This window comes from Natrialba sp. SSL1 (assembly GCF_001861355.1).
Taxonomy (GTDB): domain Archaea; phylum Halobacteriota; class Halobacteria; order Halobacteriales; family Natrialbaceae; genus Natrialba.
In genome coordinates, this window is record NZ_MASN01000040.1 from 46403 (window position 1) to 60714 (window position 14312).

Here is a 14312-nt window from a genome sequence, read left to right on the forward strand (position 1 = left end):
GTCGGTCCGGTCTTATCCCCCGCTCGGCCGAATCGACCCACCCCGATGCTCGAGTCCACCCAGTCTCGTGACTCCGGTCCGCTGACGAGGGGGGGTCGCATTTTGGACGCCAGACGAAAAGTTATTTTAGCACGCTAGCAGTCATCATCGAATAATATGGTCCCCGATCCTCCCTCGCTTACCCGTCGACAGCTTCTGGCAGGAACCGCTGGCGGTGTCGGACTCACCGGGAGCGCGGTCGTCGCCCTCGGCGCGACGCGGCCGACGGCGCTGCCGAACAGTCTGGTCGATGTCGCGACGAACTACTATCCGAAACCCCCGACACCGAGTGCGCTCTGGCAGCCCACCGTGACCGAAGCGCACGCTCGTATGGCGGTCGAGTTGCTGGCAGAGACTGAGACGGAGTCACTCGAGCGCTGGGACGAAATCGATACCGACGAGCGAAGAATGCGCAGTTCAGGTGGCTGGCTCGGGACTGCCGAGGACGCACTCGCGGACGGCGAGTACAACGAGGCACTGTCCAACGCCGTGTATGGAATGCAGTTCGCTGGGGAACACCTCGGGGAGGCGCGGGCGAAACAGGATGCTGTTACACTCGAGGAACTCGCCGAGCGGTCGTTCGCACTCTTCGATCGAATCGACGCAGTCATCGCGGACATCAGTGGCTATCCGGTCCTCGATCCGGAGCGTGATCTGGCCTGGTACACCCAGATCGAGTCCGAACTGCAGGTCGGTCGGGGACGGGCGGGATGGGCTGATCTCGAGGCGTTCGACGAGTCTGCTGAAACTGCTGAGACCGACGACACCAGCCCCGACATCGACGACTACGACCCCCGCGATATCGGTGACATAACCGCCGGCCTCCTGCAGGCCGAAATCAACGTCGAAACCGCCGAACGCTACCGCGACCGCCTGTGGGACGACGTTGGCGTCGATGGCGGCGACGCCGCCGCAGCCCGACCGCATGCCGACCACCTCGAAACCGTTCGCGATGCGTTGACCGAGGAACTCGAGTCTATGCCTACACGCGACGAGGTCCAGTTGTCGTATATCGAGGACGACGTGGAGGGGAAGCGCTACGGTCCCTACGAGTTCGCACACGACCGCCTCGCCCGATGGGTGTTTCCAGCCGGGACGCCAGTTCCGTGGCGCAGGTCGGTTGATGACGACTTTCTGCTGGTGCAGGTACTCGGACTGAGCCGGGGGCTGGCCGACTGGCGAGCCCACGAGTTTGCGGTCGAAAATCTCGTCATCGATCCGTCTGATGACGATTTCGATCCTGGCCATCTGCTGGATGAACAGCGGAGGGCGCGGTCGACGTACGAGTCGACCATCGAAGCAGATCAGACGCCGTTTCTGGTCGTCCTCTCAGAGCAAGGGATTGGTGACCTCCGGGTGACAGACGTGAGCCGGAGTTCGTGGGACGGATACGAGGATGAGGAGGGGGCGTGGACGCCCTGGAACGAGCGCGTACAGAACTACCTGCACGCGCTTCTGGGACGAGCGAGGCTGCGCGAGTACCCAGACCGATACGATCGACTCGTTGGCAATGAGTGAGCGGGGGGCACAGGTGACAGACTACATATGTGTGAGTAGCGAGAGAGCGTCGCCACTCGTAACGAGAACCCAGCGGGAGAAGTGTCTTCGACCCGTTAGTCGCTGATGAACTTGTTGTCGCGCCAGTTGACACCGGACTCGCCGGAGCCGTGATCGCGTGGCCCTTCGACGACTTCGATGTCCGCCGGTCGCGTCTCGCCGTCGACGATTCGAGTCGCCTCGAGGTCACCGTCGTGCTCCGAAATGGCCGTCAGCGTCCCCTTCTCGGCCGCCGAGGCGATCTCACAGAGGACGAGGAACATCTCGTACTGCAACAGCGAGTTCTGGAGCACCGTCTCGCGGTCGCCCTTGAACGCGGCGTACTCGACGAGTTCGGACTCGATCTCCTCTTCTTCCTCCTCGTCCCAGCTAAAGGACTTCTGGCGGCGCTCGTCCGGATCCTCCTCGTACACCCGGTTCTCCGTGACGCTCGCTTTCAACTGTGCCGTCGGCGTGTACTTACTGACCGACTGATCCTCGGCGACCGCCTTGAGGATCAGCGTGTTGTTCCGTCGCGTGATCTCCACATCGGCAATGCCGTCCGGATAGGCGGCCTCGTCGATGTGGTCGCGGAGATCTTCGAGTGGCAGTTCGAGCGTCGAGTGGAGCCGATAAACGTGTCTGGATTCCTCTGTTGACATAGTGGGAAGGTGTGAAGCGACAGTCGTTGGGTGATACTACGGGCGCGGGGCTTATATGATCTGCCATTGCGCCCGTGAGTGACAGGTTCGACTGACCGGTCGTCGGCCAGTCGGGTGACCGGCCGAAGGCTGCGCAACGGACCCCGGCGATCACGCCGTATCCAGCGTCTCTGCAAGCTCGCCGCGCTCCTCGAGTTCCGCAAGAATGTCCGAGCCGCCGACGAACTCACCGTCGACGTACGTCTGCGGAATGGTCTCCCAGCCGCTGTGCTCGTTGAGCGCAGTGCGATACTCGTCGAGGGACTCGAGTACGTCGACGGTTTCGAACTCCTCGCGGTGCTCGGAGATGAGGCCGAGCGCGCGACGGGAGTAGCCACACTGAGGCATGAGTTCGGTGCCTTTCATGAAGAGGACGACCTCGTTGTCGGCGATGGTTTCCTCGACCTGTTCGGTGACTTCCTCCTGATCGAGACCCTGGTTTGGTGGAAAGTCCATTGTCGAGTAGTAGTATGGTCGTGAGTGGGATAGACCTTGCGTCCGCGGCTGGCATTCGCGGCTGGCGTTCGCGGCTTGCGTCCGGCTGGCGGATATGGTGGGAGGGTTCGTAAGCAAACCGCCACAGCGAGTCCCCTCAGTCCGCGGCCGCTGCCGGCGCGTCGCTCTCTGCGCTCGCAGAGCGCCAGTAGCCCTGTAAGTATGCACCGACGAACATGCCCGCGATACCGTAGAGGATGGTAATGTTGCCGACGCCGAGGCTGGCGTAGGCCGCGCCGGGACAGATGCCCGACAGCCCCCAGCCGACCCCGAAGATACCGCCGCCGATGACGACGTTCTTGTCGAGGGTCTTCAGCCGGCGACCGTAGACTGCGCCCGTTAACGGAGCCGTACTTCGGAACTGCTTGATGCCGAAGAACGTGATACCGGTGACGACGGCGGCACCGAACATCACGAATAGGAGCCCGAAGTCGTCGAACTGGAGGAAGTTGAGGACGACTTCCGGCTGGGCCATGTGGCTGAAGCCGAGGCCGAAGCCGAAGATCAGTCCGCCGGCGAAGACCAGCGGGAGAAACAGCGGATGCTGTTCGTGGTCGGCGCTCATTACGGGCTCACCCCCAGCGCCGCAACGAGCTGGGCGACGCCGATCGCGATCAACAGGAACGTCGCGACGCCGACGAACGAGGCACCCGAGGCGGAGCCGACGCCACAGACGCCGTGACCGGAGGTACAGCCCTTGCCGAGCCGGGTGCCGACGCCGATGAGTACCCCGCCGAGGAACAGCCGCCAGGGCTGGACTTCCGTGAGCCACAGGGTCAGACCGCCGACCTCCAGGAACTCACCCGTGGTCGCGGGCTGGTGGAGCGAACTCGAGACGAGTCCGGATTGGAACGTCGCGGCGTAGACGAACGCGCCGGCGACGATACCGAGGGTGAAGACGACGCGCCAGTCGCGCGACGGACGGTACTGCTGGAAGCGCGAGAGGTTCGACGCGTAGGACAGCGTCGACTCGAGGAACGTGCTCGCGCCGGCCGGAATCGCGGTGCCGAGGTAGATCACGGCGACGCCGAGCCCGACGAAGAGGCCGCCGACCGCGTAGTGTTCGATCCCGTTCGGGAACAGGTCGCCGAACGCGAGTGCGAGGAGTGAGAGACTCATCACTCGCGGGAAGGGGGTCGCTGCGTATAAATGCTACAGACGCAGGGAAAATTGTAGGCGTCGGTGACGCCGACAACAGCGCCTTCGGGATGGGACGCCGGGTCAGTCGGCAATCGGCTCTGCAGTCAATACGTCGAGTTTCTCTGCCGTGTAGCCGAAGACATCCTCGTAGCCGTTCGAGGACATGAGAATCGGGTAGAACGCCTCTTCGGCGATCTGTGCCTCACCGTCGGCGGCCGCGAAGGGGTCGCCCGCTGCGACCTCGGTGAAGTTGTCGACGAAGACCTCGTACGTCTTTGCTTGCTCCTTCTGGATGACGTCAGTGAGTCGGAACACCGGCAGGTCACGGTGGACGGTGTCGCCCGGCAGCGCGTCGACGGCGGTCAGAAACGCGCGTGTGAGACGGTCTGCGTTTTCCGCTGCGGTTTCCGAGCCCTGTAACCCACACTCGACTTCGATCGTCTCGACGGACGAGAAGAGTCGTCCCTCCGCGAACATACTCGTCTCGACCATCGCAGCGACCGGGATCTGGGGACACAGCTCTCTCGCTGTCTCCGTAACCTGGTTGACGATTGCGAACGGTTCCGCGTGGCTCTGGGTCGAGTGCATCGAGAACGCCAGACAGCCTTCGAGTTCGTCCACCAGTTCGCTCGCGAGTCGTCCCTCGTGAGTCTTCGCGTCGGGATCGCCGGGGAAGGCTCGATTCAGGTCCTCGTCGATAAAGCGAACCTGACGCTCGAGTGCCTTCTCGTTCGCGACGATCAGTTTGACTGGTCGGGTAACTGCAGGCTGCTCATCGAGTAACCGTTCGACTGCCCGAACGCCACAGGGTTCGTCGCCGTGAACGCCGGCTACAACCGCAATTTCCGGCGTTCCCGACCCGAGCTGTGCAACTTTCATTACACGACTGTTGGTGCTTCGGCCCCAAAGGAGATTCGGTCTTCGAGGGAACATTTGGTGCGTTGACACGCCGTGTGACTTGCCGTGGGACTTCTCGGGAACCAACTGCACGCAGTGAGCTCAAGAAGCGGCTTCGGCACAGGCAGATCGCCGTGACGGGATTCCGATGCTACTTGACCGGGGACACGATCACCAGTGCAGGTCACAACAGACCGTCTCACTCCTCGAGTGCCGCCACATACTCGTAGTCCGCCGGCCCCGCAACCGGTCGCTCGCCGTCGATCGGAATCCGCCAGCCGTCGACGCGGGCCGGGTTCTCGAGTGCGTTCGTGAGCACGGTGCGGACCTCGAGCAGGTCCACGCCGTAGAAGTCCCGCGGAACACCCTGGAGGTACTGGAGTGCGGTCCGAAAGAGCGAGCGCAGCCCCTCGTCGTTCTCGAAGTCGACCCGTTTGTAGACGCCGGCGGCAACCTGCACCATACCGTGGCAAAACTGGCTCTCCGTGGAACCGCGGCCGTAGTTGTACCATTCGAGTTCGAAACAGTCGTGACTCTCGTGGTACGCGCCGTCGTTGAAGAGACGAACGCCGTGGCGGGTAGCGCGACGGAGGGTGGCGTGTTCCCAGTGGCCGCCATTGCTGTTGCTGTCGCCACCGCGAGTGTTGTCCGCCGCTGGCACCCACCCAGTCGGCTCGTTCGCCGGCGGCCCGACCGACGGATCGTTCGTGTGCTCGTCCATGCCACTCGAGTACCCTTCCGAGTTCGAGGGAGTTAGTGGTGGCTCTCGAGACGGGTCGGTCCCCACCAGCTGATACGTCAGACACTAATCAACCAGTATTTGAACAAGCACAACTCGCCGTGTTGAGCCACTAATACCCGGCTCCAGCGCATCCAACAGCCACTCCGGAGACGCTGTCAGACACAGGTAAGCGAAGTGTTTATTTCGGTTGCGTCCAACGTCAGGGTAGATGATCCATTCCTACGGACGGTGTCAGTGCTGTGGTGAGCGCCTCTACGAGAACGCCAGCGGCGGCTACCGCTGTCCGAACTGCCGGACCGACTACGCTGACGGCGCACTCGAGTCCCGGCTGCCGTAGCAGCGGTGTGCGTTGCGGTGGTGTGGTTGAGGTGGGTGTCTCGAAGTGGATGTCTCGAGTACTATGTGTCGGAGTCGGTGTTCCACTACGCCTGAGACGCGATTGCACGTCGCGTACGCTGTGTCGCCGCACCGGCCGTAATCGCGCGAACGACCGTCGTGGTGGGGCGGTAGGTGTGGCGCTCGTCCGATTCGCGGGTGACGAAGAGCTGCCAGAAACCCGGCGAGTGGAACGTGAGCTGGCAGTAGCCGTCGGCGTTTGTTCGCGCAGTTTTCGAGCCTGTTGCGGTGCTGACTATCGCCCCCTCGACCGGACGGCAACTCGAGTCGCGAACGCGGATGGTGAGCGGGCGGCCGATGATGGCTTCGGTGTCCGCGAGGTCGACGGTGAGTTGTCTGCTGGTCGCCATGTGTGTGGCCACACAGAGCCCGTCAAAAAAGCCGGTACCTGCTGGTTAAGGCTGTGTTGAGCGTGGTCGTGGGAGATGACGGTATCTGGGATCGTCCGTGAGTATACGTGGTGGAACGGAACAGCAGATCAGACGCAGGCGAGACGGTTGGGTCGGTCGTGAGAGCAAAACCGGACCGTTTAACCCAGCGACCGACCAACTGTGGCGTGCGTGCGAGGGTAGCCAAGCGGCCAACGGCGGCGGACTCAAGATCCGCTCGTGTAGACGTTCGTGGGTTCGATTCCCTCCCCTCGCATCGCAACGAGGCACAAAGACGTGCCGAGTGAGATGCAGGAGGGATCGAATGACGCCGGGGTTCTGCGCGTTGCGCAGGTTCCCGGAGGTGGTTCGATTCCCTCCCCTCGCATCGCAAGATGCGGAAGATCAGCACGAAGCGATCTTCCCTCGCAAACTTCTGCGCTGACGATTGCTCGACAGCGAGTGTGGTATCTGTCACAGCCATAGTCTCGCCCAAACTGTAGCAATCGCCACCTCTTTTCAGGGCGGGACACCGATGAGTGCTAATGAGTAATCGCGACGGCGACGAGACGGCAGCACAGAGCAAGGACGGGAGGGCGAAGACACAGAGCGAGGTCGACGCGACGGCACAACGGGCAACCGTCGCCACCCAGGCGGCCGCCGCGGGTGCCGACATCGCCCAGGACGCCTTCCGAACCGATCTCGACATCGAGTACAAGGACGGCAAAACGGACGTCGTCACACAGTCTGACCGCGACGCGCAGGACGCCGTCATCGACGTCATTCAGGACTCATTTCCAGACGACCCCATCGTCGGCGAGGAGAGCGACGCGCTAAAAGCCGTCCCCGAAGAGGGTCCCGCCTGGATCATCGACCCCATCGACGGCACCAACAACTACGTCAACGAAATCCGCGCGTTCGGCACCGCCGTCGCCGCCGTCGTCGACGGCGAACCGGTCGCTGCGACGAACGTCTTTCCCGCACTTTCCGACACCTACCGCTTCGGCCCCGATGGCGTCTTCCGCAACGGCGAGGCGCTGTCGGTCAGCGACCGCACCGACCCCGAGGCGAGCACCGTCTGTCCGACCTACTGGTGGAACTTCGAACAACGGGGTGAGTACACCGCCGCCGCACGCGCACTCGTCACCCGCTTCGGTGACATCCGTCGCTTTGGCTGTGCCCAGCTCGAACTCGCGATGGTCGCGGCGGGGGCACTCGAGGGCGTCGTGACGAACAGGCGGGCGAACGCCTGGGACACGGTCGCGGGTGTTGGCATGATCCGCGAGGCGGGCGGTGTCGTGACGGATCTGGAGGGCGAGCGCTGGCGACACGACAGCGACGGACTGGTTGCGTCGAACGGTGAGACCGAAATTCACGAGGAGGTGCTCGCGGCTGCGCGAGCGATCGAGGGCGGAGCGAACTGACCGCCGTCCCCGTGTTGGTGGTGTAGCAGAAAACGAGGAAAACCGGAAACGGTAAGCACGCGCCCCCATGCATATCGGGTATGTACGAGACCGTCGAACGGTACGGCCCGCTCAAAGTCTGGGCCCTCACCGTCGTCGCACTCGCTGCCGCGGTGATATTCGCCGCGACCGCGTTTCCGGAGCGGGTGTACGTCGATATCATCTGGCAGTACTACTGGGGCCCCGTCGTCGCCGACGCCCACGGCTGGAGCGAGGTCGCCTGGGCTGGCGGTGAACAGATTCCCGCCAGCGAAGCCGGCCCTGACGCCGGCCCGACTGCGTCACCAGGGTACACGTTCGTCTCTTACGCCGGCTACATCCCGACGCTCATCCTGGGTGTCATCGGGATCGTCTTCCTGATCGACCGACTCGAGATCGAGCGCTACCGAGCTGGCTTCTACGGACTGTTCCCGTTCATGCTCTTCGGCGGAGCCCTGCGCGTCGTCGAGGACGCGAACGTCGCCGCCTACCGCGAAACCGGTGAGCTTGCCATCCAGCTGCCGTGGTCCGGTCTGCTAATTAGTCCGCTCATCTACTTCGTGGTCTTCTTCGTCGCGTTCGTCGCCGTCGTCGTCTCGGTCTGGCTCGAGCGCAACGACTACGTCCCGGGCTACGAGTACCCGCTGGGGGCGATCGGGACGGTGTTGCTCACCGGCACGATCGGCTACCTTAGCTATCTCGCCTGGGCAGAACCCTACGCCACGTTCTATCCGTGGCTCCTCATCGTAACACTCGTCGGTGCGACAGTGGCGACGTGGCTCACCTGGCGGGCAACCCACGCGTTCATGCCAGGTATCCACCGCGGAACGATGTTCATGGGTGCGGTCGTCATCTGGGCGCACGCCGTCGACGGCGTCGCGAACGTCATCGGCCTCGACTGGGCGACGGTCTTCGGGCACGACCACAACTTGCTTCCGAAACACCCGGTGAACGAAGCGATCGTCGAGACGACTCGCTCGCTCCTTCCAGCGGATGTCGTCTCCGTAACCGGCGCAGCGTGGCCGTTCCTCCTGGTCAAACTCGCCGCTGCGGTGTTCGTGATCTGGATCTTCGACGAAACGGTCTTCGAGGAGAGTCCGCGCTATACGATCCTCCTGCTCATCACGGTCGTCGCGGTCGGTCTCGGTCCCGGAACGCGTGATATGCTCCGGGCGACATTTGGGGTTTGACCAGCTGCAACTAACTATAACTGTACGGAACTGCAACTGCAACTTCGATTTATTGCTCGTCGCTACCCTCTACCGGTGACACGGGCTCGGCAGCCGACCAGAGTTCGTCGAAGCTCTCTGCGAGTTCTCGTGCCGTCTCGTTATCCCGGAAGTTGACCACCGCGAGTAGCTCCTCGTCCGCGACGGGGTTGACAACCTCCAGACAGACCTCGACACCATCGATGACGATGAACCGCTGCTGAGGAACGCGTTCGACCTGACGAACCGCCAGCCCGGCGTCGACGAGCGCGCCGAGTTTGTCGGTCGCACTCGAGAGATCACTCGCGAGCAGTCGAACGGAGAGCCCGGTCTCGAGGAGGTCGGCGAGCCGCGCCGAGAAGACGTCACGCCACTCGGGGCCGATGTCGACCGCGTCGACGACGATCCGGATCGAGTCGTCCGCGGCCGCAAAGCGCTCGAGCAGCAGGTCCTGGGCGGCCTGGTCGTGGAGGGCACTCGTCGCGAACCCCTCGCCGGCGGTGGTACTCGAGTGCGAGAGATCAGCGAGGGCGTCGGCTGCCGCCGAGGCGGTGCGTTCGTACGCTGATTGTTTGTCCTCGAGTTCGGTGACGCGGGTTTCGAGCAGTCGGTCGACGGCTTCGGTCGACTCGACGTGGACGTAGGTCCGCGGCCGGCCGTCGTCGGCGCGGACGAGCGAGCGATCGACGAGCGAGTTTAGCACGTCGTAGATCCGGCCCTGGGGAATATCGGCTTCGCTCGCAACTTCGTCGGCGGTGAGCGAGCCGTTGTGCGCGAGTGCGAGGTACGCTCGCGCCTCGTAGCCCGAGAGGCCGAGTTCGGCGAGCAGTTCGATGTGATCGTCGTCCATACTCGTATCACTGTGCTTAGAAACAACAATCTTGTGGTTTGCAATAGAAAGGTTGATAGGTGAGCTGACGAAACGGTCAGGTAATGAGACGGACGTACCTCGTCGGCCTGCTTCTGGTTTTGCTCTCAGTCGGACTCGTGGCTGGCTCGCCGCTGATCGTGACAGCGTCCGAGAACCCCGACTTCGACGTGTATCTCCCCGAGAACATCGTCGAACCGGGTGAGGAGACTGCAATCGAACTCGAGATCCGGAACGGTGCGTCCGCGGAGGACGACGCTGAGGTCGGAGACACGCCACCTGGCGACGCCCGCGACATCACCGTCGATGTCAGCCCGGCGGACGACGAGACGCCAGTCTCCGTCCAGACGGAGACGACGCCGATGCCGACCATGTCGAGCCAGATGCTACTCTCCGAATCGTTCGACATCGTCGTCGACGAGAACGCTTCGGCGGGCAGCTACGAACTCGAGGTCGAAATCGACTACACCTACACGACCTCCGGCGGCTCGGAACGAACCAGCACGGACACCGAAACCGTCGACATCGTCGTCGACGACCGCGCACGCTTCGACGCCGACCTCATCGAGTCGGAGCTCATCGTCGGCGACCGCGGGACGGTCCAACTCGAGTTGACCAACACTGGCGTCGAGAACGCGAGCGATGCGGTGGTCCAGTTCGGCGCGGCCGACCAGAACCTCCAGGCAGTCACGCCGACGACCGAGGAGTCAGAGCTCTCCGCCGGGACGGAAGAGTACATCGGCGACTGGGAGATCAACGAGACCGTGACGGCGACTGCGAACATGGAGCTCGTGGATGACGCCGTCGCACGGACGTATCCGGTCACCGCTGCCGTCGAGTTCCGCGACGAGGAGGGCGTCGATCAGACCTCGCGCGAACTCCGCGTCGGCGCGCCAACGAAGGACCAGCAGTCGTTCGGGCTCGCAAACGTTACCAGTGACCTCACGGTCGGCGAGGACGGCACGGTGAAGGGCGAACTCGTCAACGAGGGACCAAACCCCGTCGACGGGGCAGTCATCGTCGTCGACGACAGCGGTGACAACGGCATCGTCCCGGACCTCGACGACAGCCTCGGTAGTGGCTCGAACGTCTATCCCCGCGAGGGACAGTACGCGGTCGGCCAACTCGAACCCGGCGAGTCCGCACCGTTCGAGTTCCGCATCGGCGTCGGCGGCGAGGCCGAGCCCGGTCCCCGCGTGGTCGAAACCGACGTGCGCTATCGCAACGGTGCGGACGAGGTCCGCACGATGACCGAGCCACTCGACGCGCTGGTCGATGTCGCCCCCGAACGCGACGAGTTCGCCCTCGACGCGCTGAACGCGACGTTCGAGCGCGCCAGCGGCGGCGACGTCGAACTCACGGTGACGAACCAGCTCGACGAAACGGTGACCGACATCGAAGCGAAGCTGTTCACGAACGATCCGCTCGACAGCAGCGACGACGAGGCGTTCATCCCGGCACTCGAGTCCGGCGAGTCTGCGACCGTCATCTTCGACGTCTCGGTCGAGGACGGCGCGATGGCTCAGACGTACCCGCTCCGGCTCGACTTCCGGTACGACGACGCGCGGTCGAACTCACAGCTGACGGACACCTACCGGGTGCCGATCGACGTCGTCGAACCCGAAGACGACGGACTCTCGACCCAGGCACTGCTGGCTATCCTTGGCGTCGTTGGCGGCGTCGGCGCTGCCGTCTGGTGGTTCCGTGCGCGACTCGCGGCCGCCGTCGAGGGCGTTCCCGTCCTCGGCCGACTCGCTGCAATCTCGATTCCGAACCCGCTCGCACGGCACCGGGGTTCCGAAGCGGAAAGCGGAGACGACGGGGCTGCTGTCGAGACGCGGTTTAGCGAGCCCGGCGACGGAAGCGAACGTGGATCCGTGAGCGACGACGCTGGCTCGACGCCGGACGACACCGACGTGCTCGACGACCGAACGGCCGCCCAGAAGGAGGCCGAACCAGACCCCGCCGAGACCGACCACTGAGACGATGGGCGACGGACTCCTCCAGCGAACCCTCGGGGCGCTCACCTACTGGATTACCGACCGGCCGAAGGCAGTCATCGTCGCCTTCCTGCTCGTCACGGCACTGTTCGCCGGCGGGCTCGGCCAGATCGAGATGGACGAGGACATCGACACGTTTGCCGATGGAATTCCGGCACAGGAGGCCAACGACGCCGTCAACGAGGAGTTCGAACCGCCGTTCGAATCCGACGCGCCGACGACACAGCTCATTCAGCGCGGCGAGAACGTGCTCACCCGGGACGCGTTGCTCCGCCTACTCGAGTTCCAGCAGCACATCGAACAACAAGACGAGTTCCGCGTCGCCGAGACGGCGAGCACCGCCCAGGGAGTCGCCCAGGCGATCGACCCGACGGCGACGACGCTGGACGAGCAGATTCGGACGCTCGAACGCACCGACGATGGAACCGTTCGCGAGACGGTTCGCGACCTCGCCGACGAGCCGTCCTTTGCGGCCTCGCTGAGCGACGATGTTAGTCCGGCAGAGCCCTCGGCGTCGGCGACCATCGCGACGGCGACCCACGAGAGCGATACCGATCCGCAGGACGTCCAGTTCCAGTTGCAGGACGTGGCTGACGCCGCGGACGGTGAGATCGTCGTCTTCGGTGGCGGCATCTTCGACGCGGAGTTCGAGAACGTGATCGAGGATTCGCTCGGGATCATTATCCCGGTGGTGATCGTTCTCCTGCTGGTCTTCCTGATCGTCGCTTACCGGGATCCGTTCGACCTCGTGCTCGGGCTGGTCGCGCTCGTGATGACCGTCATCTGGACGTTCGGCTTCACGGGCTACGCCGGGATTCCGTTCAGCATCATGATGATCGCGATTCCGCCGCTGTTGCTCGCGGTCGGGATCGACTTCGGCATCCACGCGGTCAATCGCTACCGCGAGGAGCGGGTGACCGGAGCGAGCATCAAGACCAGCATGGAAGACGCCGCAGAGCAACTGCTCATCGCCTTCTTCATCGTCACGGGGACCACCGTCATTGGCTTCGGAGCGAACGTGACGAGCGATCTCGACCCGATCCGCGAGTTCGGGTTCGTCGCGAGCATCGGGATCCTCTTTACGTTCCTCATCTTCGGCATCTTCCTGCCCGCAGTGAAGGTCTGGCTCGACCGCCTGCGCCGTCGGCACGACCTGCCGCTGTTTAGCACGTCCCCGCTCGGCTCCGAAGACTCCACGCTCGGTCGCCTCCTCCCCGCTGGCGCACACCTCGGCAAGCGCGCACCGATCGCGATGTTGCTCGTTGCCCTGCTCGTGACCGGCGGCGCGGGCGCGTACGCGACGACCGTCGACACGACCTTCGAGGAGGAAGACTTCCTCCCACCCGAGGAGATTCCGGGCTACATCGAGGCCGCCCCAGAACCGCTCGCTCCCTCCGAGTACACCGCGACCCAGACCATCACCTACCTCAACGATAACTTCGAGAGCGGTGAGGACGACCAGGTCACCGTCTACGTCGAGGGGCCGATATACGAAGACCACGTCTTGGAGTCCGTCTATCGCGCCGGCGAGGACCCACCCTCGACCATCGTCACCGAGGACGCGGTCGCCGACAGCGAGAGCATCATCGACGTCATGCATGACCACGCCGACCAGGACGACGACTTCGCCCACCTCCTCGCAGCCAACGACATGAGCAACACCGGCGTCCCCGACCGCAACGTCGGTCACATCCTCGATCAGTTGCTCCAATCCGACTCGCGCGAGGCGGCACTCGAGTACATCACCGAGGATCAGCGCAGCATGCGCGTGATCTACACGGTCGAGGCGGGCGCGACGCAGGAGGAGGTGACGGCCGACGCCGAAGAGCTAGCGACGGACTTCCGGCTCGAGACGACGCCGACGGGAGACATCGTCGTCTTTCAGGAGATTTCGGATCTGATCTTCGAGTCGTCGATGCTCAGCCTCGCGCTGGCGCTCGGGCTGACGGCCGTGTTCCTGATGGTGATCTACCACGTGCTGGAAGGACGGGCCTCGCTGGGGATTGCGAATCTGGTGCCGATTGCGGTGACGGTGGCGTTCCTCGGCGGAACGATGCCGCTGCTGGATATTCCGCTGAACGCCTTGACGGGGACGGCGCTGTCGATCACGATCGGGATCGGCGTCGCCTATTCGGTCCACGTCACCCACCGGTTCATCGACGAGTTCAACGAGTGTGGCGACGGCTATACGGCGCTGGTGACGACGATGCAGGGGACCGGTGGCGCGCTAACGGGCTCGATGCTGACGACCCTCGGTGGCGCGGGCTCGCTTGTGCTCGCAATCACGCCGATCCTGGGCCAGTTCGGACTGGTGATGGTGATCAGCGTGATCTATTCGTACCTGATGGCAGTTATCGTCCTGCCGCCGACGCTGCTGGTCTGGGAGCACGTTTGTGGGTAGGAGTGAGCGGATGTATTTGGTCCAGTCGGCTGGGGGAGTGCGTCCCACACGTTCTCGGCGGACAAACGAACCAGTTAAG

14 protein-coding genes and 1 tRNA gene are annotated in these 14312 nt (G+C 63.8%); 7 read left to right on the plus strand and 8 right to left on the minus strand.

Going from position 1 to position 14312, the window contains the following annotated elements:
• The first annotated feature begins 156 nt into the window (after window positions 1-156).
• Entirely contained in the window at window positions 157-1557 is a 1401-nt protein-coding gene (locus BBD46_RS14975) for a hypothetical protein (protein WP_071402504.1), read from the plus strand.
• A gap of 95 nt (window positions 1558-1652) precedes the next feature.
• Here BBD46_RS14975 and BBD46_RS14980 read toward each other — a convergent pair whose 3' ends face one another.
• The 6 genes from BBD46_RS14980 to BBD46_RS15005 all read right to left on the minus strand — a co-directional run bounded on the left by BBD46_RS14980 (window position 1653) and on the right by BBD46_RS15005 (window position 5529).
• Window positions 1653-2237, minus strand: coding sequence for a DUF7110 family protein (locus BBD46_RS14980; RefSeq protein ID WP_071402505.1), 585 nt, complete (start codon window positions 2235-2237; stop codon window positions 1653-1655).
• A gap of 150 nt (window positions 2238-2387) precedes the next feature.
• The gene (locus BBD46_RS14985) at window positions 2388-2732 is read right to left on the minus strand and encodes a glutaredoxin family protein (protein WP_071402506.1); all 345 of its coding nucleotides are present in this window, start codon (window positions 2730-2732) and stop codon (window positions 2388-2390) included.
• A 136-nt stretch (window positions 2733-2868) separates the two neighbouring features.
• Window positions 2869-3336 (minus strand): DUF6691 family protein, encoded by a 468-nt coding sequence (locus BBD46_RS14990; RefSeq protein ID WP_071402507.1) that lies wholly within the window; start codon window positions 3334-3336, stop codon window positions 2869-2871.
• Window positions 3336-3890 carry a YeeE/YedE family protein gene (locus BBD46_RS14995; protein WP_071402508.1) on the minus strand — a complete coding sequence of 185 codons (555 nt, stop codon included), beginning with the start codon at window positions 3888-3890 and terminating at the stop codon, window positions 3336-3338. The genes BBD46_RS14990 and BBD46_RS14995 overlap by 1 nt, the downstream gene beginning before the upstream one ends.
• A 102-nt stretch (window positions 3891-3992) precedes the next feature.
• Window positions 3993-4790, minus strand: coding sequence for a succinylglutamate desuccinylase/aspartoacylase domain-containing protein (locus BBD46_RS15000; protein WP_071402509.1), 798 nt, complete (start codon window positions 4788-4790; stop codon window positions 3993-3995).
• A 217-nt stretch (window positions 4791-5007) separates the two neighbouring features.
• On the minus strand, window positions 5008-5529 hold the full coding sequence (locus tag BBD46_RS15005; protein WP_071402510.1) for a DUF309 domain-containing protein: 522 nt from the start codon (window positions 5527-5529) through the stop codon (window positions 5008-5010).
• A 229-nt stretch (window positions 5530-5758) separates the two neighbouring features.
• Between BBD46_RS15005 and BBD46_RS23375 the strand changes: the two genes are divergently transcribed.
• The gene (locus BBD46_RS23375) at window positions 5759-5887 is read left to right on the plus strand and encodes a hypothetical protein (protein WP_006651938.1); all 129 of its coding nucleotides are present in this window, start codon (window positions 5759-5761) and stop codon (window positions 5885-5887) included.
• A gap of 85 nt (window positions 5888-5972) precedes the next feature.
• Here BBD46_RS23375 and BBD46_RS15010 read toward each other — a convergent pair whose 3' ends face one another.
• Window positions 5973-6296, minus strand: coding sequence for a hypothetical protein (locus tag BBD46_RS15010; protein ID WP_071402511.1), 324 nt, complete (start codon window positions 6294-6296; stop codon window positions 5973-5975).
• Between the two features lie 212 nt (window positions 6297-6508).
• On the opposite strand from BBD46_RS15010, the gene BBD46_RS15015 reads away from it, so the two are divergent.
• The 3 genes from BBD46_RS15015 to BBD46_RS15025 all read left to right on the plus strand — a co-directional run bounded on the left by BBD46_RS15015 (window position 6509) and on the right by BBD46_RS15025 (window position 8946).
• Window positions 6509-6591 (plus strand) — tRNA-Leu (locus tag BBD46_RS15015).
• 268 nt (window positions 6592-6859) lie between these two features.
• Window positions 6860-7738, plus strand: coding sequence for an inositol monophosphatase family protein (locus BBD46_RS15020; RefSeq protein WP_071402512.1), 879 nt, complete (start codon window positions 6860-6862; stop codon window positions 7736-7738).
• Between the two features lie 80 nt (window positions 7739-7818).
• Window positions 7819-8946, plus strand: coding sequence for a DUF63 family protein (locus BBD46_RS15025; protein WP_071402513.1), 1128 nt, complete (start codon window positions 7819-7821; stop codon window positions 8944-8946).
• Window positions 8947-8995: 49 nt separating this feature from the next.
• Here BBD46_RS15025 and BBD46_RS15030 read toward each other — a convergent pair whose 3' ends face one another.
• Window positions 8996-9814, minus strand: coding sequence for a TrmB family transcriptional regulator (locus BBD46_RS15030; RefSeq protein ID WP_071402514.1), 819 nt, complete (start codon window positions 9812-9814; stop codon window positions 8996-8998).
• An 83-nt stretch (window positions 9815-9897) separates the two neighbouring features.
• On the opposite strand from BBD46_RS15030, the gene BBD46_RS15035 reads away from it, so the two are divergent.
• Both BBD46_RS15035 and BBD46_RS15040 read left to right on the plus strand, forming a co-directional pair.
• Window positions 9898-11814, plus strand: coding sequence for a COG1361 S-layer family protein (locus BBD46_RS15035; protein WP_071402515.1), 1917 nt, complete (start codon window positions 9898-9900; stop codon window positions 11812-11814).
• Between the two features lie 4 nt (window positions 11815-11818).
• Complete coding sequence (locus tag BBD46_RS15040) at window positions 11819-14233, plus strand: efflux RND transporter permease subunit (protein WP_071402516.1); 2415 nt, start codon at window positions 11819-11821, stop codon at window positions 14231-14233.
• The last annotated feature ends 79 nt before the right edge of the window (window positions 14234-14312 follow it).

Excerpts from the sequence above, each read along its gene's own strand:
- BBD46_RS14980 (WP_071402505.1), bottom strand. The coding sequence starts at position 2,237 with ATGTCAACAGAGGAATCCAGACACGTTTATCGGCTCCACTCGACGCTC.
- BBD46_RS15005 (WP_071402510.1), bottom strand. The coding sequence starts at position 5,529 with ATGGACGAGCACACGAACGATCCGTCGGTCGGGCCGCCGGCGAACGAG.
- BBD46_RS15000 (WP_071402509.1), bottom strand. The coding sequence starts at position 4,790 with ATGAAAGTTGCACAGCTCGGGTCGGGAACGCCGGAAATTGCGGTTGTA.
- BBD46_RS15025 (WP_071402513.1), top strand. The coding sequence starts at position 7,819 with ATGTACGAGACCGTCGAACGGTACGGCCCGCTCAAAGTCTGGGCCCTC.
- BBD46_RS14990 (WP_071402507.1), bottom strand. The coding sequence starts at position 3,336 with ATGAGCGCCGACCACGAACAGCATCCGCTGTTTCTCCCGCTGGTCTTC.
- BBD46_RS14975 (WP_071402504.1), top strand. The coding sequence starts at position 157 with ATGGTCCCCGATCCTCCCTCGCTTACCCGTCGACAGCTTCTGGCAGGA.
- BBD46_RS14985 (WP_071402506.1), bottom strand. The coding sequence starts at position 2,732 with ATGGACTTTCCACCAAACCAGGGTCTCGATCAGGAGGAAGTCACCGAA.
- BBD46_RS15020 (WP_071402512.1), top strand. The coding sequence starts at position 6,860 with ATGAGTAATCGCGACGGCGACGAGACGGCAGCACAGAGCAAGGACGGG.
- BBD46_RS15035 (WP_071402515.1), top strand. The coding sequence starts at position 9,898 with ATGAGACGGACGTACCTCGTCGGCCTGCTTCTGGTTTTGCTCTCAGTC.
- BBD46_RS15040 (WP_071402516.1), top strand. The coding sequence starts at position 11,819 with ATGGGCGACGGACTCCTCCAGCGAACCCTCGGGGCGCTCACCTACTGG.
- BBD46_RS14995 (WP_071402508.1), bottom strand. The coding sequence starts at position 3,890 with ATGAGTCTCTCACTCCTCGCACTCGCGTTCGGCGACCTGTTCCCGAAC.
- BBD46_RS15030 (WP_071402514.1), bottom strand. The coding sequence starts at position 9,814 with ATGGACGACGATCACATCGAACTGCTCGCCGAACTCGGCCTCTCGGGC.
- BBD46_RS15010 (WP_071402511.1), bottom strand. The coding sequence starts at position 6,296 with ATGGCGACCAGCAGACAACTCACCGTCGACCTCGCGGACACCGAAGCC.
- BBD46_RS23375 (WP_006651938.1), top strand. The coding sequence starts at position 5,759 with ATGATCCATTCCTACGGACGGTGTCAGTGCTGTGGTGAGCGCCTCTAC.